General features: G+C 66.6%; 21 protein-coding genes and 1 tRNA gene. 11 read left to right on the top strand and 11 right to left on the bottom strand.

Annotated features, from left to right (window positions below; all coding sequences use genetic code 11):
* Nucleotides 1-1,875 carry a signal peptide peptidase SppA gene (gene sppA / locus SBI20_RS09015; RefSeq protein ID WP_317974721.1) on the top strand — a complete coding sequence of 625 codons (1,875 nt, stop codon included), beginning with the start codon at nt 1-3 and terminating at the stop codon, nt 1,873-1,875.
* A gap of 82 nt (nt 1,876-1,957) precedes the next feature.
* Here the strand turns inward: sppA and SBI20_RS09010 are convergent, their stop codons facing one another.
* Nucleotides 1,958-2,125, bottom strand: a complete 168-nt coding sequence (locus SBI20_RS09010) for a hypothetical protein (protein ID WP_317974720.1) — start codon at nt 2,123-2,125, stop codon at nt 1,958-1,960.
* A gap of 155 nt (nt 2,126-2,280) precedes the next feature.
* On the opposite strand from SBI20_RS09010, the gene SBI20_RS09005 reads away from it, so the two are divergent.
* The 5 genes from SBI20_RS09005 to clpX all read left to right on the top strand — a co-directional run bounded on the left by SBI20_RS09005 (nt 2,281) and on the right by clpX (nt 7,169).
* Nucleotides 2,281-2,365: transfer RNA gene (locus SBI20_RS09005), tRNA-Leu, on the top strand.
* A gap of 77 nt (nt 2,366-2,442) precedes the next feature.
* A complete protein-coding gene (gene tig / locus SBI20_RS09000; RefSeq protein ID WP_317974719.1) occupies nt 2,443-3,969 on the top strand; it encodes a trigger factor in 1,527 nt (508 codons plus the stop codon).
* Nucleotides 3,970-4,161: 192 nt separating this feature from the next.
* Nucleotides 4,162-4,923: a hypothetical protein gene (locus tag SBI20_RS08995; RefSeq protein ID WP_317974718.1), complete on the top strand. Its 762-nt coding sequence runs from the start codon at nt 4,162-4,164 to the stop codon at nt 4,921-4,923.
* A 144-nt stretch (nt 4,924-5,067) separates the two neighbouring features.
* Nucleotides 5,068-5,763: an ATP-dependent Clp endopeptidase proteolytic subunit ClpP gene (gene clpP, locus SBI20_RS08990; protein WP_317974717.1), complete on the top strand. Its 696-nt coding sequence runs from the start codon at nt 5,068-5,070 to the stop codon at nt 5,761-5,763.
* 149 nt (nt 5,764-5,912) lie between these two features.
* Nucleotides 5,913-7,169 carry an ATP-dependent Clp protease ATP-binding subunit ClpX gene (clpX, locus tag SBI20_RS08985; RefSeq protein ID WP_317974716.1) on the top strand — a complete coding sequence of 419 codons (1,257 nt, stop codon included), beginning with the start codon at nt 5,913-5,915 and terminating at the stop codon, nt 7,167-7,169.
* A 127-nt stretch (nt 7,170-7,296) separates the two neighbouring features.
* On the opposite strand, the gene metH is transcribed toward clpX, so the two are convergent.
* The 4 genes from metH to SBI20_RS08965 are packed head-to-tail and all read right to left on the bottom strand — an operon-like array spanning nt 7,297 to nt 13,002.
* On the bottom strand, nt 7,297-9,951 hold the full coding sequence (metH, locus tag SBI20_RS08980) for a methionine synthase (RefSeq protein WP_317974715.1): 2,655 nt from the start codon (nt 9,949-9,951) through the stop codon (nt 7,297-7,299).
* On the bottom strand, nt 9,951-11,015 hold the full coding sequence (locus tag SBI20_RS08975) for a homocysteine S-methyltransferase family protein (protein ID WP_317974714.1): 1,065 nt from the start codon (nt 11,013-11,015) through the stop codon (nt 9,951-9,953). The genes metH and SBI20_RS08975 overlap by 1 nt, the downstream gene beginning before the upstream one ends.
* Nucleotides 11,012-11,953, bottom strand: a complete 942-nt coding sequence (metF, locus tag SBI20_RS08970; RefSeq protein WP_317974713.1) for a methylenetetrahydrofolate reductase [NAD(P)H] — start codon at nt 11,951-11,953, stop codon at nt 11,012-11,014. The genes SBI20_RS08975 and metF overlap by 4 nt, the downstream gene beginning before the upstream one ends.
* A gap of 5 nt (nt 11,954-11,958) precedes the next feature.
* Entirely contained in the window at nt 11,959-13,002 is a 1,044-nt protein-coding gene (locus SBI20_RS08965) for an ArsR/SmtB family transcription factor (RefSeq protein WP_317974712.1), read from the bottom strand.
* A gap of 280 nt (nt 13,003-13,282) precedes the next feature.
* Between SBI20_RS08965 and SBI20_RS08960 the strand changes: the two genes are divergently transcribed.
* Together SBI20_RS08960 and SBI20_RS08955 are read left to right on the top strand one after the other, a co-directional pair.
* Nucleotides 13,283-13,600 carry a hypothetical protein gene (locus SBI20_RS08960; protein ID WP_317974711.1) on the top strand — a complete coding sequence of 106 codons (318 nt, stop codon included), beginning with the start codon at nt 13,283-13,285 and terminating at the stop codon, nt 13,598-13,600.
* A gap of 45 nt (nt 13,601-13,645) precedes the next feature.
* Nucleotides 13,646-13,864, top strand: a complete 219-nt coding sequence (locus SBI20_RS08955) for a hypothetical protein (protein ID WP_317974710.1) — start codon at nt 13,646-13,648, stop codon at nt 13,862-13,864.
* 4 nt (nt 13,865-13,868) lie between these two features.
* On the opposite strand, the gene SBI20_RS08950 is transcribed toward SBI20_RS08955, so the two are convergent.
* Together SBI20_RS08950 and SBI20_RS08945 are read right to left on the bottom strand one after the other, a co-directional pair.
* The gene (locus tag SBI20_RS08950) at nt 13,869-14,816 is read right to left on the bottom strand and encodes a cation diffusion facilitator family transporter (RefSeq protein ID WP_317974709.1); all 948 of its coding nucleotides are present in this window, start codon (nt 14,814-14,816) and stop codon (nt 13,869-13,871) included.
* Between the two features lie 135 nt (nt 14,817-14,951).
* A complete protein-coding gene (locus tag SBI20_RS08945) occupies nt 14,952-16,208 on the bottom strand; it encodes an aspartate kinase (protein WP_411911510.1) in 1,257 nt (418 codons plus the stop codon).
* Nucleotides 16,209-16,296: 88 nt separating this feature from the next.
* On the opposite strand from SBI20_RS08945, the gene ubiG reads away from it, so the two are divergent.
* A complete protein-coding gene (gene ubiG / locus SBI20_RS08940) occupies nt 16,297-17,037 on the top strand; it encodes a bifunctional 2-polyprenyl-6-hydroxyphenol methylase/3-demethylubiquinol 3-O-methyltransferase UbiG (RefSeq protein WP_317974708.1) in 741 nt (246 codons plus the stop codon).
* On the opposite strand, the gene SBI20_RS08935 is transcribed toward ubiG, so the two are convergent.
* The 3 genes from SBI20_RS08935 to SBI20_RS08925 all read right to left on the bottom strand — a co-directional run bounded on the left by SBI20_RS08935 (nt 17,024) and on the right by SBI20_RS08925 (nt 20,105).
* On the bottom strand, nt 17,024-17,389 hold the full coding sequence (locus SBI20_RS08935) for an arsenate reductase (protein ID WP_317974707.1): 366 nt from the start codon (nt 17,387-17,389) through the stop codon (nt 17,024-17,026). The two genes, ubiG and SBI20_RS08935, sit on opposite strands and share 14 nt — an antisense overlap.
* The gene (locus SBI20_RS08930) at nt 17,386-17,697 is read right to left on the bottom strand and encodes an antibiotic biosynthesis monooxygenase family protein (RefSeq protein ID WP_317974706.1); all 312 of its coding nucleotides are present in this window, start codon (nt 17,695-17,697) and stop codon (nt 17,386-17,388) included. Before SBI20_RS08930 ends, SBI20_RS08935 begins: the two co-directional genes overlap by 4 nt.
* 101 nt (nt 17,698-17,798) lie before the next feature.
* Complete coding sequence (locus SBI20_RS08925) at nt 17,799-20,105, bottom strand: TonB-dependent receptor (RefSeq protein ID WP_317974705.1); 2,307 nt, start codon at nt 20,103-20,105, stop codon at nt 17,799-17,801.
* A 286-nt stretch (nt 20,106-20,391) separates the two neighbouring features.
* Here SBI20_RS08925 and aroC point away from each other — a divergent pair, with 286 nt between their 5' ends.
* Both aroC and SBI20_RS08915 read left to right on the top strand, forming a co-directional pair.
* A complete protein-coding gene (aroC, locus tag SBI20_RS08920; RefSeq protein ID WP_317974704.1) occupies nt 20,392-21,495 on the top strand; it encodes a chorismate synthase in 1,104 nt (367 codons plus the stop codon).
* A gap of 59 nt (nt 21,496-21,554) precedes the next feature.
* Nucleotides 21,555-21,818, top strand: a complete 264-nt coding sequence (locus tag SBI20_RS08915) for a hypothetical protein (protein ID WP_317974703.1) — start codon at nt 21,555-21,557, stop codon at nt 21,816-21,818.
* Nucleotides 21,819-21,892: 74 nt separating this feature from the next.
* Here the strand turns inward: SBI20_RS08915 and fumC are convergent, their stop codons facing one another.
* Nucleotides 21,893-23,272, bottom strand: a complete 1,380-nt coding sequence (gene fumC, locus SBI20_RS08910) for a class II fumarate hydratase (RefSeq protein WP_317974702.1) — start codon at nt 23,270-23,272, stop codon at nt 21,893-21,895.
* Between the last annotated feature and the right edge of the window lie 32 nt (nt 23,273-23,304).

Here is a 23,304-nt window from a genome sequence, read left to right as displayed (position 1 = left end):
ATGAAGTTTGCCCGTTCGGTCTGGAAAGCCCTCGTCGCGATCAAGGATGGTCTCGTCCTCCTTGCCCTGCTGCTCTTTTTCTGGGGGCTCTACGCGGCACTCGCCCTGCGGCCCGTTGCCGGGCACGTGCGCGAGGGGGCGCTGACTATCACGCTCGACGGGCCCATCGTCGAGGAGCGCAGCGCGATCAGTCCTTCGCAGCTCCTGCTTTCGGGCACCGCGCCTGAAAAGGAATATCAGGCCCGCGACGTGGTCCGCGCCATCGAGGCGGCGGCGGACGACAGCCGGATCAAGGCGGTCGTGCTCGATCTCGAAGAGTTCCCCGGCGCGCGGCAGGTCCACCTCACCCGGATCGGCGCGGCGATGGACAAGGTTCGCGCGGTCCACAAGCCGGTGCTCGTCTATGGCCAGCTCTATGCCGACGATGGCGTCCAGCTCGCTGCCCATGCTTCCGAAGCCTGGGTCGATCCGATCGGCGGCGCGGTCGTCACCGGGCCGGGCGGCACCCAGCTTTACTACAAGACGCTGATGGATCGCCTGAAGATCAAGGCCCACATCTTCAAGGTCGGCACCTACAAGGCCGCGGTCGAGCCTTATGCCCGTGCCGATGCCTCGCCCGCCGCACGCGAGAACCTCACCGCGCTCTATGGCGCGCTGTGGGAGGCATGGAAGGCCGACGTGAAGAAGGCCCGTCCGCGCGCGCAGATCGACCTCGTGACCGGCGATCCGGTCGCATGGATGGCGCAAAGCGGCGGCGACATGGCGCAGGCCGCCGTCAAGGCCGGGCTCGTCGACAAGGTGGGCGACAAGGTGGCCTTTGGTCGCCACGTCGGCGATCTGGTCGGCCACGACCGCAACGGCACCGCCGGGGCCTACCAGAACACCGAACTGGCCCAGTATCTGGCCGACCGTCCGGCGCCTGCAAAGGGCAAGGCCATCGCGGTGGTGACCGTGTCGGGCGAGATCGTCGATGGCGATGCCGGGCCGGGCCGCGCCGGGGGCACCCGCATTGCCGACCTCATCGACAAGGCCGTCGCCTCGAAATCCTACAGCGCGCTGGTGGTCCGCATCGACAGCCCCGGCGGCTCGGTGAGCGCGGCCGAACGCATTCGCGCGGCGATTGTCCGCGCACGGGCTGCCGGGCTTCCGGTGGTGGCCTCGATGGCCAATCTGGCGGCGAGCGGCGGCTACTGGGTTTCGACCCCGGCCACCCGCGTCTTTGCCGAACCGGCCACGATCACCGGTTCGATCGGCGTCTTTGCGGTGATCCCCAGCTTCGAGGACACGCTGGCCAATTATGGCGTGACGACCGACGGCGTGCGCACGACCCCGCTTTCGGGCCAGCCCGACGTGCTCGGCGGCCTGAGCCCGCAAGTCGAGGCGCTCACCCAAGGCTCGGTCGAAAGCTACTACCGCCGTTTCCTGTCCCTCGTCGCCACGGCCCGCCACAAGACCCCCGAACAGATCGATGCCATCGCGCAAGGGCGTGTCTGGGACGGCGGCACGGCGCGCCAGATCGGGCTGGTCGATGCCTTTGGCGATCTCGACGATGCGCTGGCCTATGCGGCGAGTGCGGCGCACCTGACCACCTGGCATGCCGACTATCTGGGTGCCGATCAGGGCGGCTGGCAGGGGCTGCTCCAGGCCATGGCAGGCACCGACGGCCCTGGCGAATCGCACGCGGCCACCGACGTGACGGGCCTCGTGGCGCTGCGCCAGCAGGCGCTCGGCCTGCGTATGCTCGCCGATCTCCAGCGCCTGACCGGCGTGGCCGGGGCGCAGGCCTATTGCCTCGAATGCGGCGCGCAGGCCGGGCAGGGCGGGGCCGCCGCCGCGCCGACAGGCTGGCTGGCCCTGCTGTTGCGCCACCTCTGAAGCCCCCTTGGGGCCCCGGACCTGATCCGGGGCCCCCGACCGGCCTCGCCAGAGGCAAAACGTCCCGGTCCGTTCAATCGGTTCAATCGCTTGTCGGAAATTCCTCCGGCTCGCCCGGATCGATCCAGTCGGGCGCGAGCGGCGGCGTCTCGTCGGGCAACTCCGGCGGCGCTTCCTCGGGCAGGGGCGCGGATGGAAACTCGGGCGGGGACTGGGGCGTGATCCGGTCGGGCGGCGGTGTACTGGCCATGGGCTGTGCTCCGGCAAAACAGGGGGCAAGAGAGGCAGGACGCCCCTTGCGTCCGTTGAACGCGCAGGATTGTCAGGTTGTTCCCTTTGGAACAAGCGGCGGGCTTGTGCTTTTGCATGGGCTGCGATAGGGGCACCGCTCGCTTTTTGCCGTATGCGGGCGTGGCGGAACTGGTAGACGCGCTGGATTTAGGTTCCAGTATCGCAAGATGTGGGGGTTCGAGTCCCTTCGCCCGCACCAGGGAACCCCTCCCGACGGCTCTAGCCCGGATTTTTCAGGCGCCTTGTCACGGCGTCAGTCGAGAAAGTTGGATCAGGATGCAGATCGTCGAAACCAGCAACGAGGGCCTGAAGCGCGCCTACGCCGTGACCATTCCGGCGGCCGAAATCGCAGCGCGCGTGGAAGGTGAAATCACCAAGATTGCGCCGCAGGTGCGCATGCCCGGCTTCCGTCCCGGCAAGGTGCCCGCCAACCTCGTCAAGAAGATGCACGGCCCCGCCCTGCACCAGGAAGCCCTCCAGACCACCATTCGCGAAGCGATGGACAAGCTCGTCGCCGACCACCAGCTGCGTCCGGCCATGCAGCCCAGCGTTTCGCTCGGTGAAGGCTACGAAGAAGGCAAGGACGCCGAGCTGACCGTGGCTCTCGAAGTCCTGCCCAAGGTCGAAACCCCCTCGCTCGACGGTCTCAAGCTCGACAAGCTGGTCGTGCCCGTGACCGAAGAACAGGTCGACGAAGCGGTCAACCGCATCGCCGCTGGCCAGAAGAAGTTCACCGACGCCGAGGAAGGCGCCGTGGCCAAGGACGGCGACCAGCTGATCATCGACTTCGTGGGCAAGCTCGACGGCGTGGCCTTCGAAGGCGGCGCTGGCGAAGACCAGCCGCTCGAACTGGGCGCCGGCCGCTTCATCCCCGGCTTCGAAGAACAGCTCGTGGGCACCAAGGCAGGTGACGAAACCGTCATCACCGTGACCTTCCCCGAAGACTACCCCGCCGCGCACCTCGCCGGCAAGGAAACCACCTTCGACATCACGGTCAAGGCGGTGAAGAACCCCGGTGAATTCGTCGCCGACGACGAGTTCGCCAAGGCGCTCGGCCTCGAAAGCCTCGAAATGCTGCGCGGCCTCCTCAAGGGCCAGCTCGAGCAGGAAACTGCCGGCCTGACCCGCACCCAGATGAAGCGCGCCCTGCTCGACCAACTGGCCGCCGGTCACGATTTCGACGTGCCGCCCTCGATGGTGGAAGCCGAATTCGGCCAGATCTGGGAACAGCTGACCCAGGAAGCGCAGAACGAGGAAAACCCCGAGGAAGCGCTCAAGGAAATCGAAGCCGAGAAGGACGATTACCGCAAGATCGCCGAACGCCGCGTGCGTCTGGGCCTGCTCCTGTCGGAAATCGGCCAGGCCAATGGCGTGGTCGTGACCGCGCAGGAAATGGAAATGCTGATCCGTCAGGCCGCGCAGCAGTATCGCGAGCAGGACCGCCAGCGTTTCATCGACTACGTCCGTTCCGAGCCCCTCGCCGCCGCCCAGCTGCGCGCGCCGCTCTACGAGGACAAGGTCGTCGACTTCCTGTTCGACAAGGCTGAAGTCACCGAACGTGAAGTGACCCGCGAGGAACTTCAGGCCGCGATCGAAGCCGAAGAAGGCGAAGGCGACGTCAAGCCCGCCAAGAAGAAGGCGGCCAAGGCTGCCGAAGGCGACGCCGAAGCCAAGCCCGCCAAGAAGAAGGCCGCCAAGAAGGCCGACGCCGAAGGCGAAGCCGAAGCTGCTGAAGGCGAAGCCAAGCCGGCCAAGAAGAAGGCCGCTGCCAAGAAGACCCCGGCTGAAGGCGAAGACGCCTGATCGGACTTCCGGCACAGGTCGATTGATTTTCGATCGATTGCAAAAGGGGCGCAACCGGCGACGGTTGCGCCCCTTTTTGCGTTATCGGCCTTTTGGCGTCATCGGACTTGTCCTCAGGCATCACGCGGATTGCCGCGTTAATTCCTGCCGTGAGAGAATCGTCAGCATCGGACCCAGGAGAGGGATGTCCCGATGCCCAGCAAATCCAGTCATTCAGGCCATTCGAGTCACGCCGGGGGCACCCGCAAGGGGGCGCGGCGTTCTTCCAGCCGCGATCAGGGCGCCGTGCAGGCCAAGGCGCCTGCCACGCCGAAGAACCGCTCCGGGCCACCTGGTGTGGAGATGGCCGGTTCGGGGAAGGCTGGTGCGGGGCGGGAAGGGCAGGGGTTCCTTCTGGCTGCGCCGCCGGTTGCGGCATTTCCCCATGACCTGATCCTGCCGCCCCATCGCGGCGCGATCATCTCCACGGCGGCCTGGCCCGCCGGGCTCGTTCCGGCCCCGCAGGGTGCAGCCCGGCAGGGCATGGCGGCGCGCTCGTTGCAGGCGCCCACGGTGAGCCTGCCGCCCCGGCCCGAACGGGCTCCGAATCCGCCGCCCGACGGCGCGCGCCAGCATGTCGGGCGGGGCAGCGATGCCGCCGTGCCCGCAGTGCCTGTGCGCAGCGAAGAACGGTCGGTGGTCGAGGCTCCGTTTCTGGTCGACATGGCCCTGCTGGCGCCGGACGATCGCGCGCCTTTGCCGCGCAACCGGGCCCCGGCCCCGGTCCGGCAGGGGCTGCTGGTCGCGGTGGCAGCCAGCCTGGGTGATGCCGGGCGGTTCCTGGCCGGGCTGATTCCGGGCTCGCGCCGGGCGCGTGACTTGCGCGAGCGGGTGGCCCGGACCGAGGCGCGGTTGCGCGCGATGGAGGCGCAACTGGCCGCGCTCGAAGCGGTCCGGGCACGGGTGCGCGCCTGAGCAGGGTGGAAATCGGCCAAAAAATGCAGGCGAAAGGGCTTCGGGCACAGGTCTATCCACGCAATCCCGCGCATTCTGGGTTAATGCCCTTGAACATCCCTTGCTGGCACGCGACATAGGCGGGGCAACCAGAAGAGGATTCCCATGCTCGACCTGTTCGGCAGCCGTTCTGCCCAAGGAAAGTTCAACGTCGATCCCGTGACCGGCGCACTCGTCCCGGTCGTCGTCGAGCAGACCAGCCGTGGCGAACGCAGCTTCGACATCTTCAGCCGTCTGCTGCGCGAACGCATCGTGTTCGTGACCGGGCAGGTCGAAGACCACATGGCGTCGCTGATCGTCGCCCAGCTCCTGTTCCTCGAGTCGGAAAATCCCTCGAAGGACATCTCGATGTACATCAACTCGCCCGGCGGCGTGGTGACGGCGGGCATGGCGATCCATGATACCATGCAGTACATCCGCCCGCGCGTGTCGACGGTGTGCATCGGCCAGGCCTGCTCGATGGGCAGCTTCCTGCTCGCCGCCGGCGAACCGGGCATGCGTATCGCGCTGCCCCATGCACGCATCATGATCCACCAGCCTTCGGGCGGGGCGCAGGGCATGGCTTCGGACATCGAGATCCAGGCCCGCGAGATCCTGCGCATCAAGGCGCGCATGAACGACCTCTACGTGAAGTACACGGGTCGCACTCTTGAGGAAGTCGAGAAGGCGATGGACCGTGATACCTTCCTCGAAGCGGACGAGGCCAAGGCCTTCGGTCTGGTCGACAAGGTTTTCGAATCGCGTCCCCAATCTGAACAGACCGGTGTCGAAGAAGGCAGCGGCGGGGCCCCCTCGGCCTGATTTTCACGTTCTGCCACGGTCCCTTAAGTCTTGCGAAAGGGACCGTCTGGCAGGATTGTTCACCTCGTTTCGTGTCCGGTTGATTAATACCTTCGCGGTAGTAGGATAATCGGGCCCGCCTCTCGTGGAGAGGCGCCTGGGATTGAAGAATGACCAAGCTTTCCGGATCGGACTCAAAAAGCACGCTCTATTGCAGCTTCTGTGGCAAGTCGCAGCATGAGGTGCGCAAGCTTATCGCCGGGCCCACGGTCTTCATCTGCGATGAGTGTGTCGAGCTGTGCAACGACATCATCCGGGAAGAGACCAAGCAGGGCATCGCCGGCAAGAAGGATGGGGGCATCCCCACCCCGCGCGACATCTTCGAGACGCTCAACGATTATGTGATCGGCCAGGATCGCGCCAAGCGCGTGCTCTCGGTGGCGGTGCATAACCACTACAAGCGCCTCAAGCACAGCGGCAAGGGCGGCGATGTCGAACTCTCGAAGTCGAACATCCTGCTCGTGGGCCCCACCGGCTCGGGCAAGACCCTGCTCGCGCAGACGCTCGCCAAGACGTTCGACGTGCCCTTCACCATGGCCGACGCCACCACGCTGACCGAAGCCGGTTACGTGGGCGAGGACGTGGAAAACATCATCCTCAAGCTGCTCCAGGCCAGCGACTACAATGTCGAGAAGGCCCAGCACGGCATCGTCTACATCGACGAAATCGACAAGATCAGCCGCAAGGCCGAGAACCCGTCGATCACGCGCGACGTTTCGGGCGAGGGCGTGCAGCAGGCGCTGCTCAAGCTGATGGAAGGCACGACCGCTTCGGTTCCGCCGCAGGGCGGGCGCAAGCATCCGCAGCAGGAATTCCTTCAGGTCGACACGACCAACATCCTGTTCATTTGCGGCGGCGCTTTTGCGGGCCTCGAAAAGATCATCGCCGACCGCTTGCAGAAGCGTTCGATCGGCTTTGGCGCCCATGTCGCCGATCCCGACAAGCGCCGCGTGGGCGAGCTGCTCCAGAAGGCCGAGCCCGAGGATCTGCTCAAGTTCGGCCTGATCCCCGAGTTCATCGGTCGTCTGCCGGTCATTGCCACGCTCAACGACCTCGATGTCGCCGCGCTGGTCAAGATCCTGCGCGAGCCCAAGAACGCGCTGGTCAAGCAGTACTCGAAGCTCTTCGAACTCGAAGACGTGACGCTGACGTTCACCGAGGAAGCCCTCGAAGCGATCGCCAAGAAGGCCATCGAGCGCAAGACCGGCGCGCGTGGCCTGCGTTCGATCGTCGAAGGCCTGCTGCTCGACACCATGTTCGACCTCCCCACGCTCGAAGGCGTGACCGAAGTGGTGGTCGACAAGGACGTGGTCGATGGCCGCAAGGAACCGGTTCAGGTGCACAAGGGCAAGGAACAGGCGGCCTGATCGCCGCTTTTCCGGTCCTGCATTTCAACAAAAAACCCCTGCCGGAAACGGCGGGGGTTTTTTGTATTGCGGGGGGTGGGGAACCCCCCGGCGCAGAACCCCCGGCACTGGGCCGGGGGGCGGGATGTCAGTCGAGGTTGGGGCGCAGCCAGCGTTCGGCGGTGGCCAGGTCCACGCCGCGGCGGGCGGCGTAGTCGGTCAGCTGGTCGCGGCCGATGGTGGCGACGCCGAAGTACTGGCTTTCCGGGTGGGCAAAGTAGAAGCCCGAGACCGCCGAGGTCGGCAGCATCGCCTGGCTTTCGGTCAGGATGATGCCGGCATTGCCCGGCGCGTCGAGCAGGTCGAACAGGATGGGCTTGAGGCTGTGGTCCGGGCAGGCCGGATAGCCGGGCGCCGGGCGGATGCCGTGGAATTCCTCGCGGATCAGCGCCTCGGGGGGCAGTTGCTCGCCCGGCGCATAGGCCCAGAGCGTCGTGCGCACATACTGGTGCAGCCGCTCGGCGAAGGCTTCGGCGAAACGGTCGGCCAGCGCCTTCAAGAGGATGTCCGAATAGTCGTCGTGCGCGGCCTTGAAGCGGGCGAGGTGGGGTTCGATGCCGTGGATGCCCACGGCAAAGCCGCCCAGCCAGTCGCCCGCCGGGTCGATGAAATCGGCCAGGCAGAAGTTGGCGCGGCCCCGGCTCTTGGCGAACTGCTGGCGCAGGAAGGGCAGGCGCACCATCTTCTCGTCGTCGTCGGGGTGGAGCACCACGTCGTCGCCATGGCGGGCGGCGGGCCAGAAGCCGCAGACGCCCTTGGCCGTCAGCCACTTTTCCTTGATGATGGTGTCGAGCATGGCGCGCGCATCGGCATAGAGGCTGCGCGCCGATTCCCCCACGATGGCGTCGTCGAGGATCGCCGGATAGGTGCCCGCCAGTTCCCACGCGCGGAAGAACGGGGTCCAGTCGAAGACTTGCGCCAGATCGGTCAGGTCCCAGTCTTCGAAGACATGCAAGCCCGGCTGTTCGGGCGGGGCGGGCTTGTGGGCCATTTCGGCAACGAAGGCATTGGCGCGCGCGTCTTCGAGGCTCAGTAGCTTCGATCCGCCCTTGCCCGCGCGGGCTTCGCGCACGTGCTGGTATTCGTCGGCAACGCTCTGGATGAAGCCTTGCGCCTGGGTATCGGACAGGAGCTGGCTGGCCACGCCCACCGCGCGGCTGGCGTCCAGAACATGGATCACCGGGCCGTCATAGGCCGGGTCGATGCGCAGCGCGGTGTGGACCTTGCTGGTGGTCGCCCCGCCGATCATCAAGGGGATGGTCATGCCCGCCCGCTGCATTTCCTCGGCCACGGTCACCATCTCGTCGAGCGAGGGGGTGATCAGGCCCGAAAGGCCGATGATGTCGACTTCTTCCTTCTGCGCGGTTTCGAGGATGGTCGCCCAGGGCACCATCACGCCAAGGTCGATCACTTCATAGCCGTTGCACTGAAGCACGACGCCCACGATGTTCTTGCCGATGTCGTGAACGTCGCCCTTGACGGTGGCCATGATGATCCGGCCCTTGGCCTTGGCCCCGGCTTCCTTTTCCGCCTCGATGAAGGGGATCAGGTGGGCCACGGCCTTCTTCATCACGCGGGCCGATTTCACGACCTGCGGCAGGAACATCTTGCCCGAGCCGAACAGGTCGCCGACCGTGTTCATGCCCTCCATCAGCGGGCCTTCGATCACCTCGATCGGGCGGCCCTTGCGCTCGGCAATCATCGCGCGGGCTTCTTCGGTATCCTCGACGATGTACTGGTCGAGCCCCTTGACGAGCGCGTGTTCGAGGCGGCGGACGACATCCCAGCCGCGCCATTCCTCGGCAGCCTTTTCGGCGGCCTTGTCCTTGCCCTTGAAGCTTTCGGCGAGCGCGATCAGGCGCTCGGTCGCTTCCGGGTGGCGCATGAGCAGAACGTCTTCGCAGGCCTCGCGCAGGACCGGGTCGATCTGGTCATAAATGTCGAGCTGGCCGGCGTTGACGATGGCCATGTCCATGCCCGCCGGAATGGCGTGATACAGGAACACCGAGTGCATCGCGCGGCGCACCGTCTCGTTGCCACGGAAGCTGAACGAGAGGTTCGACAGCCCGCCCGAGATATGGACATGCGGGCAGCGCGCCTTGATTTCGCGCGTGGCCTCGATGAAGTCGAGCGCGTAGCGGTCGTGCTCCTCGATGCCGGTGGCGACCGCAAAGACGTTGGGGTCGAAGATCACGTCTTCGGGCGGGAAGCCGATGCCCATCAGCAGGTCATAGGCGCGGCAGCAGATTTCGACCTTGCGCTCGCGGGTGTCGGCCTGGCCCTTCTCGTCGAAGGCCATGACGACAATGGCCGCGCCATAGGCCATGCACAGGCGCGCATGATGGAGGAACGCTTCCTCGCCTTCCTTCATCGAGATCGAGTTGACGATCGGCTTGCCCGACACGCACTTGAGGCCTGCTTCGATCACGTCCCACTTCGAGCTGTCGATCATCACCGGCACGCGCGCGATGTCGGGCTCGGCGGCGATCAGCTTGAGGAAGGTGGTCATGGCTTCGAGCGCGTCGAGCAGGCCTTCGTCCATGTTGACGTCGATGATCTGGGCGCCGTTCTCGACCTGCTGGCGCGCGACTTCGACCGCCTTGGCATAGTCGCCCGCCAGAATCAGCTTCTTGAACGCGGCCGAGCCGGTGACATTGGTACGCTCGCCGACATTGACGAAGCGGGCGCCAGCAGCTGAAGGCGCCGCAGAGGGGGTGGCAGCCGAAGGAGTGTCCTGGGTCATCACTTGCTCATCACAAAAGGTTCGAGGCCGGCAAGGCGGGTAAGCGGCTCGGGCCGGGCGATCTGGCGCGGGTGCATCGAGGCAACCTTGCGGGCCATCGCGCCGATATGGGCGGGCGTCGATCCACAGCAGCCGCCCAGCACGTTGACCTGTCCGGCCACGGCCCATTCGCCGACCAGCCCCGCCGTCGTTTCGGGTTCCTCGTCGTACTGGCCCAGTTCGTTGGGCAGGCCCGCGTTGGGGTAGATCATGATCAGGGTATCGGCGATTTCCGAGAGCGCCTTGACGTGGGGGCGCAGCTGGGTGGCCCCGAACGAGCAGTTGAGCCCGATGGTCACGGGCCGCGCATGGCGCACCGCATACCAGAACGCCTCGACCGTGTGCCCTGAGAGATTGCGCCCCGAAAGGTCGGTCAGCGTCATCGAGAGCATGATCGGCACTTCGCGGCCCAGCTGCTGTTCCAGCTTCTTGATGGCCATGATCGCGGCCTTGCAGTTGAGCGTGTCGAACACCGTCTCGACGAGGATGAAGTCCGCCCCGCCTTCGACCAGAGCCTCGGCCTGCTCGCGATAGACTTCGACGAGGAAGTCCCAGTCGATCTCGCGATAGCCCGGATCGTTGACGTCGGGCGAGAGCGAGAGCGTCTTGTTGGTCGGCCCGATGGCCCCGGCGACAAAGCGCGGACGGCCATCCTTCGCGGCGAATTCATCGGCCACGCGGCGGGCAAGCTGCGCGGAATGGACGTTGATCTCGCGCACCAGATGCTCGGCGCCATAGTCGGCCTGGCTGATCCTGTTGGCCGAGAACGTGTTGGTCTCGGCAATGTCGGCCCCGGCCTCGAAATAGGCGCGGTGGATCGCCTCGGGCACGTCCGGGCGCGTGAGGGCGAGGATGTCGTTGTTGCCCTTCTGGTCGTGGGTGAGGCCCAGATTGCCCGCATAGTCGGCTTCGGTCAGCTTGCGGTTCTGGATCTCGGTGCCAAAGGCGCCGTCGGTGATGAGGATGCGCTTGGCCGCCTGCGCGAGGAAGGCGGCGCGGGCTGCACTGGGGACAAGGGCGCTCATGCCGCGTTCTCCTGGGGCGTTTCACCCTGCGGGCGGCGGCCCAGCAGGTGGCAGATGGCATAGCTCAACTCGGCGCGGTTGAGCGTGTAGAAGTGGAAATCGCGCACGCCACCCGCATAGAGGCGGCGGCAGAATTCCGCCGAAACGGTCGCGGCGACGAGTTGGCGCGAGGCCGGGTGCTTGTCGAGCCCGGAAAACAGGCTCTCCAGCCACTGCGGCAGCGCCGCGCCGCAGGCGGCGGCAAACTTGCGCGTCTGGGCAAAGTTGGAGACCGGCAGGATGCCCGGCAGCACCGGCGCGTCGATGCCCGCAGCGGCCAGACGGTCCTGAAAGCGGAAGAAGGTTTCCGGCTCGAAGAAGAACTGGCTGATCGCCCGGCTCGCGCCCGCGTCGATCTTGCGCTTGAGGTTGTCGATGTCGGCCTCGACACTCGCCGAATCCGGGTGGCATTCGGGATAGGCGGCAACCGAAATGTCGAACGGGGCAATCGCCTTGAGGCCCGCGACCAGCTCGGCGGCATTGGCATAGCCTTGCGGGTGGGGCGTGAAGGGCACGCCCGGCGCGCCCATGTCGCCGCGCAGCGCGACAATGTGGCGCACGCCAGCCTCCCAATAGGCTTCGGCCACGGCGCGGATCTCGTCCTTGGTGGCGTCCACGCAGGTCAGGTGCGCGGCGGCGGGCAGGCGTGCCTCGCGGATGATGCGGGCGACAGTGTCGTGCGTGCGGTCGCGGGTCGAGCCGCCCGCGCCATAGGTCACCGAAACGAATTCGGGGCGCAGCGGGGCCAGCGTCTCGACCACGTCCCACAGCTGCGCCATCAGCGCGTCGGTCTTGGGCGGGAAGAACTCGAAGCTCACCCGGATGTCGCCGGGAAGGCCGGCGAAAAGCGGGGTGTCGAGCGCGGTGCGGGCCTCGCGCATCTGGTCGTAGCGGGTCATGGGTCTCAGCTCTTGGTGAAAGCGGGTAAGGGGCTGGTCTGGATGGCGGCGCTGCCGATGGCCGGAATGGGGCCTTCGGCACGGCGGCGCGCGGTCCACAGCTTGACGATCAGTTCATGTCCGGCGAGCGCGCGTTCGGCCAAAGGCTCGAACCCGGCGTCGCCCAGCAGCTTGGCCATCTGCGCGTCGGAAAAGCCGAGGCGCGCATGGGCATGGGCAAGGCGCAAGTCCTCGCGCTCGTGGCTGGCGAAATCGACCACCGCGATGCAGCCGCCCGGCGCGGTCACGCGTGCGGCCTCGGCCAGCACGGCTTCGGGCGCGAGGGCATAGTGAAGCACCTGATGGAACAGCACGGTGTCGAACGTGCCCGCCGCAAACGGCAGTGCAAGGAAATCGCCCTGGACCAGATCGACCCGGCCTGCGGGCATGTCCTGCAAGCGGGTGCGGGCAAGGCGCAGCATTTCCGGGCTCTTGTCGAGCGCGCTGACATGGCTGGCACGCGGGGCCAGCAATTGCGCCATGCGGCCCGTGCCGGTGCCGACATCGAGCAGGTGGCCCGGTCCCTGCGGATTGGCCTGATCGAGCAGGTCGACCAGCGCGGCCTCGACCGGCCCTTCGGCGATGTGGAGGCTGCGCAAGCGGTCCCATTGATCGGCATGGCGCGCGAAATAGTCCGCCGCGCTGGCCTCGCGGGCGGTGCGGATGGCGTCGAGATGCTGGCGGTCCTCGCGCACTTGCGCGGCGAATTCCGCGTCCTCGGCTTCGGCAGCGGCCAGCACGCGGGCAAGCGCGGTGCCAAGGCCCGTCGTATTCACCCGGCGCGTGGGCGCCTCGGCAATGGCCGCGCGCAGGAAGACCCAGCCCCCCTCGCGGCGGCGATCGGCCAGCCCGGCATCGCACAGGATCTTGACGTGGCGCGAAACACGCGGCTGGCTCTGCCCGAGCACTTGCGCCAGTTCACCCACGGCCAGCTCCATGCTGGCCAGAAGCCGCATGATCCGCAGGCGCGTCGGGTCCGCAAGGGCACGCAAGGATTCGAGAAGGGTCATCGGGATGCTGATATAAAGCAATCTTTATATCGGTCAATCTATATAAAGATTGCTTTATATCACATCTCCCCCAGCCGGATAACGCCTCCTAGTGGCTCAAGTTTGCCGTTGGCCTAACACGGACTTGGGGCTTGACACGGACGCGCCGATATTACCCAAAGAGCCTGATCGGCCCGCCTCCCCATCCGCCTTCCCCGACCGGCTCCCCCATGACCGGCGGAAAGGCGAAAAGCGCGGGCCCCATCAACCAGAAACACGCAGGAACAAGGACGCCTCCCTCATGAAGAAGCTCATCCCGGTCGCCATCCTGGGCGCCGCCGCCCTCAGCCTCTCGGCTTGCGGCCACTCTGAAGACGCCTCTTCGGAAGCCACCCCCGATACCGTCGAAATGCCCGCTGACGAGCTTCCCGCCACCGACGTTTCGGCCGCTGCCCCCGCGCCCGTCGATGCCCCGGCTGCCGACACCAGCGCTGCCGCCCAGACCCCGGAAGACGCCGCCCGCAGCGCGGCTGACAATGCCGCTGCCGCCGCCGACGCTGCCAAGGCCGCAGCCGCTGCGGCCGAAGCCGATCAGGGCAACGGCGGCCAGAAGATGTAAGCGCCACGGCGCGGGGCCATGCGCCCCGCGCCGGGTTCCGCACCGATGAAGCGCCCCCGTTTCCCGATCCTCGCCCTTCCGCTCGCCGCTGCCGTGGCCCTGTCCGCGTGCCAGAAAGACAGCGACCCTGGCCCCGGCGGCGTGACCCGGGGCGAAGCACGCGCCCTCGACGAAGCGGCCGCCATGCTCGACAGCCGCCCTCCCGCGCCTTCGCCCTCGTCCCCGCAAAGCCCGCCTCTGGCAGGCGCCAGCGGAAAACCCTGAAGCCTCACACGTCGAGCGTGCATCCCCCGCAATCGTCGGTCTCGATCTGGATGGTCGCGTGGCCGATGTCGAAGGCCTCTTCCAGCCCTTGCGCCAGAGTGGCCAGAAACGCATCGCCGGGGCTGCCGCCCGGCATGATCAGGTGCGCGGTCAAGGCCGTTTCGGTCGTGCTCATCGGCCAGACGTGCAGGTCGTGGACTTTGGCAACGCCCGGCAAGGCGCCCAGATGCTGCGCCACCGCGTCGAGATCGATCCCCGGCGGCACCGCCTGAAGCCCCAGCTTGAGCGAATCGCGCGCCAGCCCCCATGTGCCGACCGCGATCACCGCCACGATGATCAGGCTCGTCACCGGGTCGATCCACGTCCAGCCCGTCGCCGCGATCAGCAGTCCGGCCACGACCACGCCCGCCGAAACCCCGGCATCGGCCATCATGTGCAGATAGGCGCCGCGCACGTTGAGATCGTGCTCGCTCCCGCGCATGAACAGCAGCGCGGTGCAGATGTTGATGACGATGCCGATACCCGCGACAACCATCACCGGGCCGGGCGCGACCGCCTCGGGCTGCCACAGCCGCCGCAGGCTCTCGACCAGAATGGCCCCCAGCGCCACCATCAGCAGCGCGGCATTGCCCAGCGCGGCCAGAATCGAGCTGGACTTGAAGCCATAGGTAAACCGCCCGCGCGGCGGCCGCGTGACCAGCACCGAGGCGCCCCAGGCGATGAACAGGCTGAGCACGTCCGACAGGTTGTGCCCGGCATCGGCCACCAGCGCCATCGACCCGACGGCGATGCCATAGCCCGCCTCGATGACGACAAAGGCCGTGTTGAGCACGATCCCCACCGCGAAGGCCTTGCCGAAACTGGCCGGGGCATGGCTGTGGCCGGGGCCGTGATGGTGGTGATGGTCGTGGCCATGATGATGGTCATGGTGGTGATGGTGGTCGGCTGACATGCTGCGGGCTTACCGACAATCGGCCCTTGCGCAAAATGAATTGCCCGACAGGGTTGGTGGGGCCCCTGCACGAAAAAGCCCTCCCGACATCGCCGGGAGGGCGTTTTCAATCAGCCGCGAGGAAGCGCCGAAGGCTTACTGCGCGTCGAGCCCGTAGGCGCTGTGCAGCACGCGGACGGCCAGTTCGACTTCGTCCGAATCGATCAGCACCGAGACCTTGATCTCGCTGGTCGAGATCGCCTGGATGTTGATCCCGCGATCGGCCAGCGACTTGAACATCGTGCTGGCGACGCCCGCGTGGGCGCGCATGCCCACGCCCACGACCGAGACCTTGGCGACCTTGCTGTCGGCGATCATGCGATACCAGCCGATCTGCTCCTTGCACTCTTCGAGCAGCGCCTGCGTGCGCGCGAGGTCGGCCTGGGGGCAGGTGAAGGTCACATCCGTCTCGCCCTTGTCCTTGGCGACGTTCTGGATGATCATGTCGACGTTGATGTTCGCTTCGGCCAGCGGCGCGAAGATCGACGCGACGGCGCCGGGGCGGTCTGCGATCCGCGTGAGCGTGATCTTGGCTTCGTTCTTGTCGGCAGCGATGCCGGTGATCAGCTGGCGTTCCATTTCGTACCCTTCCAGTTCCTCGTCCGCGACGATCATCGTGCCGGGGATCGTGTCCGCCGCCGGGGCATCGTCGTCGATGAAGGATGACAACACCTGCACCCGCACGCCTTCCTTCATGGCGAGCGAAACCGAACGGGTTTGCAGGACCTTGGAACCGACCGAGGCCAGCTCCAGCATTTCCTCGTAGGTCACGGCCTTGAGCTTGCGCGCCTTGGCCACGATGCGCGGATCGGTGGTATAGACCCCGTCCACGTCGGTATAGATGTCGCAGCGGTCCGCGCCGATCGCGGCGGCCACGGCCACGGCCGAGGTATCCGATCCGCCACGGCCCAGCGTGGTGATCCGCTTGTCGGCGGTCACGCCCTGGAAACCGGGGATCACGGCCACTTCGCCGCTGGCCATCGAGGCCAGCAGGGCGTCGGAATCGATGCCCTCGATGCGCGCCTTGGAGAAGGCGTCGTCGGTTCGGACCGGCAATTGCCAGCCCAGCCACGAGCGCGCCTTGCAGCCCAGCGCCTGAAGGTGCATCGCCAGAAGGCCCGAGGTCACCTGCTCGCCGCTGGCGACGACCACGTCGTATTCCGCCGGGTCGTAGAGCGCGCTGGCCTCGCGGCAGAAGTTGACGAGACGGTCGGTCTCCCCGGCCATCGCCGAGACCACCACCGCCACTTCATGGCCGGCGGCCTGCTGGCGCTGTACGATCCGGGCGACACGGCGGATTCGCTCGGTTCCGGCCATCGAGGTGCCGCCGAATTTCATCACGATCCGGGCCAACGCTTATGCTCCTGTTCACCTGCGGTACGAAAGAATCTTTCAGTCATGGCCCATGGACCATGCGAATGCGGCGCTTTAGGGAGGTGGCATGAGCAATGCAACAACCTTGAACACCCCCACGATCCGCCCCGAGGAAGCCGCCCACTTCGGCAAGCTGGCTGCCGACTGGTGGGACCCCAAGGGGCAGTCGGCCATGCTGCACAAGCTGAACCCGGTGCGCCTCGCCTTCGTGCGCGCCGCGATCGACGCCCATTTCGATACCGACCCCAACGGGATCAAGCCTCTGGCAGGCAAGCGCGCGCTCGACGTGGGCTGCGGCGCGGGCCTTCTGGCCGAGCCGTTGTGCCGTCTGGGCGCGGCGATGACGGCGGTCGATGCGGCGGCGGAAAACATCGCGGCGGCGCGCGCCCATGCGCAAGGAGCAGGGTTGGCGATCGACTATCGCCATGGCGAAGTGGGCGCGCTGGGCCTTTCGGGCTTCGATCTGGTCACCTCGATGGAGGTGATCGAGCATGTCGCCGACAAGGCCGCGTTCCTGCGCGCATTGGCCGGGACGCTGGGCGAGGGCGGGCTGATGGTGCTTTCCACCCCCAACCGCACCCCGGCCTCGCGCCTGCTGATGGTCGAGGGGGCCGAGCGTCTGGGGCTGGTGCCGCGCGGCACGCACCACTGGGACGATTTCGTCACCCCGCTCGAACTGCACGACCTGCTGGCCGCGCAGGGCCTGAAAATGGGCAACCCCAAGGGCATCGCGTGGAGCCCGCGCAAGGGGCTTCACCTGTCGGACGACCTCGCGCTCAACTACATCGTGACCGTTACGCGGGATTGAAGACCGTTTCCCACTCGGCGGGCTTGAAACCGACGACAAGCCCGCCGGGATATTCGACGATGGGCCGCTTGATCAGCGAGGGCTGGGCGACCATCAGCGCGACGGCCTTTTCGCCCGTGAGATCCGCCGCAAGGTCGGCCTTATCCGCGTCGGCCAGCTTGCGGAACGTGGTGCCCGCCTTGTTGAGCACTTTGTCGAGCCCCGCCTGCTCCACCCAGCGGGCCACTTGCGCGGCATCGGCGCCCTGCTTCTTGTAGTCGTGGAACGTGTAGGCGAGGCCTTTCCCGTCGAGCCAGACACGCGCCTTCTTCACGGTGTCGCAGTTGGGGATGCCGTAGAGGGTCAGGCTCATGGGGTGGTTCTCTTGAAGTGGTGGACCCGGCTGGGGGTTCCGGCAAACAGGGAATAGCTCTCGTAATAGGCCTCGCGCCCGCGGGCCTGGACTTGCGCATGGTCGGCCTGACGGCGCCAGCCGAGCGCGGCCTCCTCGCTGTCCCATTCGGACAGGGCGATCACCTCGCCATCGTCGGCCACGTAGGACTTGAACGCAAGGAAGCCCGGCTGCGCGCGGGCGAGCGTTTCCATCGCCGCGGCATCGGTTTGATAGGCCTGCGCATCGAGCCCTGCGCGTTTGCGGTTGCGGAAGACGACGAGGTACATGGGGGCAGCCTTAAGGCGTGCCGGTGGGGCAGGGCAATCGCGTTTTTGCCTGCTGCGCAAGGGGCGGCGGCGGGGGAGGGCCCGCCGCCGCCCTTCTGCGCCTACTTCTTCCACGTCACCGTGAAGAGCACCGTGCGCGGATCGTTGTAGTTGGTCGAGCGATAGAGCGCCTCGCCGGTCGCACTCGCGGCGACATAGCCGACCCCTTGCGCATAGCGCTTGTTGGCCAGATTCCGGCCCGAGAGCGTGAAGGCCCAGGCCTCGTTGGCGGTGGTGTAGCTGAGCGCGGCGTTGAAATAGGTCTGCGCGGGGACGAGATCGGAGAAGTTGTTGGTGATCGCGCTGTAGCTGCTGCTCTGGTAGTTGACATCGCCGCCCAGCGACCAGCGGCCCGGCATCCTGACCGGCACCTGCCATGTCGCGGCAAACCGCGCCTGCCATTCGGGGCTGTTGGGCAGGGCATTGCCCGCGCGCGGGCTGCTGTAGAGCCGCACGCCATTGGCATACGTGACGCTGGTGACTGTGCCGTCGTAGCGGTCGAGCCGGGCCTTGAGCCAGCTGGCGTTGAAATCGAGCTGGAGCCCCTGAACCGGGATCGCCGTGCCCTCGAACTCGATCCCGTGGCTCTTGCCGCGCCCGGCGTTGAAGCGGCGGGAGATCTGCGCGACCGGATCGAGCGCGGTCACCTGAATGTTGCGGAAATCGATGTAGAAGCCCGAAAGGTTGGCGCGCAGGCGCCCGCCCGCCCATTCGGTCTTGATGCCGCCTTCATAGTTGATCGCGCGTTCGGGGTTGAACGGGGTGGAGGCCTGGCGCAGCCCGGTCGCCGCCGACTGGGCGCGATAGTCGTAGCCGCCCGACTTGGTCCCTTCCGAGCGCGTGACATAGCCGCGCACGTTCGACGAGAAGCGATAGTCGAAGGCGATGCGCGGGGCCCAGGTGTCCCAGCTGTCGTGGAGATTGCCGGTCGACCAGATCGGCGGGCCGACGGGGGTGTTGTTGATCACTTGCAGGATGTTGGACGGGGTGGCGGTGTGGCTGGCGCTGTCGACCAGCCACGAAAGGCTGTTGGCCTGGCTGTGGCGTTCCCAGTTGTAGCGCAGGCCCAGGGTCAGCGTGGCCCGCGGCGTCAGCGCGAGGGCGGCCTGCGCGTAAGGGGCGATATTGTCGGTGTTCTGCTGGATCTGCGCATAGACCGGCTGGTAGAGCAGGGCCGCCGGATTGACCGGGGCATTGGCGGCCATGATGGCGCGGCGGTTGGTGTACCACTCCTCGCGGAACAGGTAGAGCCCGGCGGTGAAGTGGGCGATCCCGCTGTCGCCTTCAAGCTTCAGGTCTTCCTGATAGGCGCGGTCCTTGTAGGTGACGAGCTGGCTGGTGCGCGCGTAATAGTCCCCGGTATTGTCATAGAACGCGTGCTGGTAGAACCCGTAGGCCGATGTCAGCGACGAGAGCGTGAGCCTGTCGTTGAACGCATAGCGCACCGCGAGGCTGGCCGAGAGCTGGTCATAGCGGTTCCACGGATAGACCTGGTTGTAGGCATTGGTGTTGCCGCGCAGCGCGTCCTGCACCCCGCGCACGGTCGAACGGTCGTGCACGCCTGAGATCGTGAGGATCACGTCGAGCCGGTCGCCGGGCGCGTAGCGCAGCTTGATCCGCCCGGCCAGATAGTTGACGGTGTTCACGTCCCTGCCCACGGTCACGTTACGGTCAAAGCCGTCGCGGCGGTGATAGGACAGCGCCACCCCGCCATAGAAATCGCCGCCCAGCGGCCCCGAGGCGGCAATGCCCGCGCGCACGTCGTTGTAGTTGCCATAGGCCAGCTGGGCCTTGAACTTGCGCTCCTTGTCGGGAACGGTCGTGGTGATCGAAATCGTGCCGCCCTCGGCGCTGTGGCCGAACGACTGCCCCTGCGGCCCGCGCGCCACTTCGAGGCGCTCGATGTCGAGCAGTTCCTGCTGCGAGCCGAGCACTTTGGGAATATAGACCCCGTCGACATAGATCGGCACCGAAGGCTCGCCCTGCGGGTCGAATTCGCCGACCCCGCGGATCGAGAACACCGCGTTGAGGTACGAAACCGACGTGCGCTGCTGGAACAGGTTGGGCACGATATTGCCCAGTTCGCGGATCGTGGAGATGCCCTGCTGGGCCAGCTTCTCGCCCGAGAGGCTGGTGATCGAGGCGGGCGTGCGCTGGACGGTCTGGATGGCATCGTCGGCGTGGCCGGTTACCACCAGTTCGGGCGCGGTGGTTTCACCTTCTGCCGGAGCGGGAGCGACCGCTTCATCACCCGGCGCGGCTTCTGCGTCCGGCGCGGCGTGCGCTGCCGTGCCGATGGCCAGCAGCGCGCTCGACGCCAGAAGAGTTGCCTCCTTGAAAAAACGCCCCCTGTTGATGATCGCGATCATGACTGAATTCACCCCGAATGCTTTTTTGGCCTGTTGCCGTTGACAGGGGGATAGTCAGGGGCGGGCCGTGGGGGATATGCAGTTGTTTCAATAAGCGCGTGACTTTCGCTGTTATGAAGAAAAAGTATCAGAGCCTCAATTTTTCAGATCATGTCGTGCGGGTTTTTATCTTCTTTTCATGGGTTTTCATTTGCAGCCCTCATGGGCTTATTGCCGTTCCTCAAGCGGCGGGCCTTGCGCAAGCCCGGTGGACTTTTTGCGCGGCTTCGCGCAAGGCCCTGTGCCCATGAGCATCAATTCCTTCGGACACCTGTTCCGCTTCACCACCTGGGGGGAAAGCCATGGGCCGGCGCTGGGCGCCGTGGTGGACGGCTGCCCGCCGGGGCTGGCCATCGATGAAGGCATGATCCAGCCCTTTCTCGACGCGCGCCGTCCGGGCCAGTCGCGCTTCACCACCCAGCGCAACGAACCCGATCAGGTGAAGATCCTCTCGGGCGTGTTCGAGGGGCGCACCACCGGCACCCCGATCAGCCTGATGATCGAGAACACCGACCAGCGCTCGAAGGACTATTCCGAGGTCGCCAAGGCCTATCGCCCCGGCCATGCCGACTATGCCTATGACGCCAAGTACGGCTTCCGCGACTATCGCGGCGGCGGGCGGTCTTCTGCGCGCGAGACGGCGGCGCGTGTGGCGGCGGGCGGCGTGGCGCGGCTGGTCATCCCCGAAGTGACGATCCTGGCCTGGGTCAGCGCGATCGGCGGCGATGCCATCGACCCGGCCCGGTTCGACGCGGCGGAAATCACCCGCAACCCGTTCTTCTGCCCCGACGCCAGCGCGGCGGCGCGCTGGGAGGAACTGGTCGACAAGGCGCGCAAGGCGGGGTCTTCGCTGGGCGCGGTGGTCGAATGCGTGGCCACCGGGGTTCCGGCGGGCTGGGGCGCGCCGCTCTATGCCAAGCTCGACGCCGAACTGGCCCATGCGATGATGGGCATCAACGCGGTCAAGGGCGTGGAAATCGGCGACGGCTTTGCCGCGGCGGCCAACACTGGCGAAGGCAATGCCGACCCGATGCGCCCGGCGCCCGAAGGCGCTGATGCCGGGCCGCTGTTCCTCGCCAACCATGCAGGCGGGATCGCCGGGGGCATCTCGACCGGCCAGCCGGTGAGCGTGCGCGTGGCCTTCAAGCCGACCTCCTCGATCCTGACGCCGATGCCCACGATCACCCGCGAGGGCGAGGCGACGGACCTGTTCACCAAGGGCCGCCACGATCCTTGCGTGGGCATTCGCGGGGTGCCCGTCGTCGAGGCGATGATGGCGCTGGTTCTGGCCGACCAGAAGTTGCTCCAGCGCGGCCAATGCGGCGCGGGACGCGGAACCGGGCAGGGCTGAACACGTTTTTTCCCTGACCGTCCGCGATCTTGCTGATCGCGTTATCAGGGAAAGATACGATGTTTACCAAGTCTGCAAAGCTGATCGGCGCGGCGCTGGCCGCGGCCTTGCTGGTGCCCGTCGCCTCGGTCGAGGCGCAGGCCCATGATCGTGGCCATGATCGGGGTTGGCATGATGATCATTATCGGGGCGGCCATTATCGCGAGGGGCGCTGGTATCGCGAGGGGCGTTGGGGCCACCGCGACCGCTGGGATCGCCGTCATTATCGCCCGGTGTGCCGCTGGGAATGGCGCCATCATCACCGCGTGCGCATCTGCCGCTGATCACCCGCGCTGATTGCTGAAAAAAGCCGCCGCTTCGCCCCGAAGCGGCGGCTTTTTTCCTGTCATTCGTCTGCTCAGACCATGTCCTGCGGGCGCACAAGGCGGTCGAAGGTCGCCTCGTCGACAAGGCCGAGCGCCAGCCCCGCCTCGCGCAGGGTCGTGCCCGAGGCATGGGCATGCTTGGCGATGCGCGCGGCCGCATCATAGCCGATCGCCGGGGCGAGCGCGGTCACCAGCATCAGCGAGCGGTCGACCAGTTCGGCAATGCGGCGGGTGTTGGGCTCGATCCCCTCGACACAGCGTTCGGCAAAGCTTTCCATGCCCACGCTCAGCAGGTGAACCGAACGCAGCACGGCGGCTCCGATCATCGGCTTGAACACATTGAGTTCGAGGTGCCCCTGAAGGCCGCCCAGCGTCACCGCCTGATGGTTGCCGATCACTTGCGCGGCGACCATCGTGAGCATCTCGCACTGGGTCGGGTTGACCTTGCCCGGCATGATCGAGCTGCCCGGCTCGTTGGCGGGCAGGTCCAGCTCGCCCAGCCCCGAGCGCGGGCCAGAGCCGAGCAGGCGGATGTCGTTGGCGATCTTGGTGAGGGCCACCGCCAGCGTGGCCAGTGTCGCCGAAAACTGCACCAGCGCGTCGTTGCTGGCCAGCGCCTCGAACGGGTTGGGGGCGGGCACGAAGGCATGGCCGGTCAGTTCGGCCAGTTGCGCGGCCATCTCCGTGGCAAAGCTGGGCGGGGTGTTGAGCCCGGTGCCGACCGCCGTTCCGCCCTGGGCCAGACGCAGCAGATGCTCCTCGGCATGGCGCAGGCGCACTTTGGCATCGCGCAACTGCTGGACGTAGGCGGAAAATTCCTGCCCCAGCGTGAGCGGGGTGGCATCCTGCAAATGGGTGCGCCCGATCTTGACGATCCCGGCCCATTCGCGCGCGGCGGTGTCGAGCGCATTGGTCAGCAGGTCGAGCGCGGGGAGCAGGTCGCGGTTGAGCGCGACGACGGCGGCGACATGGAGCGCGGTGGGGAAGCTGTCGTTCGAGGACTGGCTGCGGTTGACATCATCGTTGGGGTGGACCGGGCTGCGGCCACCGCGCGTGCCCGAAAGGCATTCGTTGGCGCGTCCGGCGATCACCTCGTTGACGTTCATGTTGGTCTGCGTGCCGCTGCCGGTCTGCCAGATGACCAGCGGGAACTGGTCGTCGTGGTGCCCGGCGGCCACTTCGGCGGCGGCGTGTTCGATGGCGTCGGCCACGCCGGGGGCCAGGTCGTGGGTGCGGTTGACGCGGGCGGCGGCCTGCTTGATCAGCGCGAGGGCGTGGATGATGCCGATGGGCATGCGTTCATTGGGCCCGAACGGGAAGTTTTCGAGCGAACGCTGGGTCTGTGCGCCCCAATAGGCCTGCGCGGGAACGGCGATGGTGCCGATGCTGTCGCTTTCGATGCGGGTGGTCATGGGGCGGGGGTCCTCTGGCTGGATCACGAAAA

It is taken from the genome of Novosphingobium sp. IK01, from assembly GCF_033242265.1.
In the GTDB taxonomy this organism is placed as follows: Bacteria; Pseudomonadota; Alphaproteobacteria; order Sphingomonadales; family Sphingomonadaceae; genus Novosphingobium; species Novosphingobium pituita.
Note: the sequence above shows the minus strand (reverse complement) of the source record. Positions and strands in the feature narration are given on the sequence as shown.

Coding starts and splice junctions, on each gene's coding strand:
- SBI20_RS08960 (WP_317974711.1), top strand. CDS start 13,283: ATGAAGAAGCTCATCCCGGTCGCCATCCTGGGCGCCGCCGCCCTCAGC.
- SBI20_RS08965 (WP_317974712.1), bottom strand. CDS start 13,002: ATGACCCTTCTCGAATCCTTGCGTGCCCTTGCGGACCCGACGCGCCTG.
- SBI20_RS08950 (WP_317974709.1), bottom strand. CDS start 14,816: ATGTCAGCCGACCACCATCACCACCATGACCATCATCATGGCCACGAC.
- clpP (WP_317974717.1), top strand. CDS start 5,068: ATGCTCGACCTGTTCGGCAGCCGTTCTGCCCAAGGAAAGTTCAACGTC.
- SBI20_RS08955 (WP_317974710.1), top strand. CDS start 13,646: ATGAAGCGCCCCCGTTTCCCGATCCTCGCCCTTCCGCTCGCCGCTGCC.
- fumC (WP_317974702.1), bottom strand. CDS start 23,272: ATGACCACCCGCATCGAAAGCGACAGCATCGGCACCATCGCCGTTCCC.
- sppA (WP_317974721.1), top strand. CDS start 1: ATGAAGTTTGCCCGTTCGGTCTGGAAAGCCCTCGTCGCGATCAAGGAT.
- SBI20_RS08930 (WP_317974706.1), bottom strand. CDS start 17,697: ATGTACCTCGTCGTCTTCCGCAACCGCAAACGCGCAGGGCTCGATGCG.
- aroC (WP_317974704.1), top strand. CDS start 20,392: ATGAGCATCAATTCCTTCGGACACCTGTTCCGCTTCACCACCTGGGGG.
- SBI20_RS09010 (WP_317974720.1), bottom strand. CDS start 2,125: ATGGCCAGTACACCGCCGCCCGACCGGATCACGCCCCAGTCCCCGCCC.
- SBI20_RS08995 (WP_317974718.1), top strand. CDS start 4,162: ATGCCCAGCAAATCCAGTCATTCAGGCCATTCGAGTCACGCCGGGGGC.
- ubiG (WP_317974708.1), top strand. CDS start 16,297: ATGAGCAATGCAACAACCTTGAACACCCCCACGATCCGCCCCGAGGAA.
- SBI20_RS08925 (WP_317974705.1), bottom strand. CDS start 20,105: ATGATCGCGATCATCAACAGGGGGCGTTTTTTCAAGGAGGCAACTCTT.
- metH (WP_317974715.1), bottom strand. CDS start 9,951: ATGACCCAGGACACTCCTTCGGCTGCCACCCCCTCTGCGGCGCCTTCA.
- clpX (WP_317974716.1), top strand. CDS start 5,913: ATGACCAAGCTTTCCGGATCGGACTCAAAAAGCACGCTCTATTGCAGC.
- SBI20_RS08975 (WP_317974714.1), bottom strand. CDS start 11,015: ATGAGCGCCCTTGTCCCCAGTGCAGCCCGCGCCGCCTTCCTCGCGCAG.
- metF (WP_317974713.1), bottom strand. CDS start 11,953: ATGACCCGCTACGACCAGATGCGCGAGGCCCGCACCGCGCTCGACACC.
- tig (WP_317974719.1), top strand. CDS start 2,443: ATGCAGATCGTCGAAACCAGCAACGAGGGCCTGAAGCGCGCCTACGCC.
- SBI20_RS08935 (WP_317974707.1), bottom strand. CDS start 17,389: ATGAGCCTGACCCTCTACGGCATCCCCAACTGCGACACCGTGAAGAAG.
- SBI20_RS08915 (WP_317974703.1), top strand. CDS start 21,555: ATGTTTACCAAGTCTGCAAAGCTGATCGGCGCGGCGCTGGCCGCGGCC.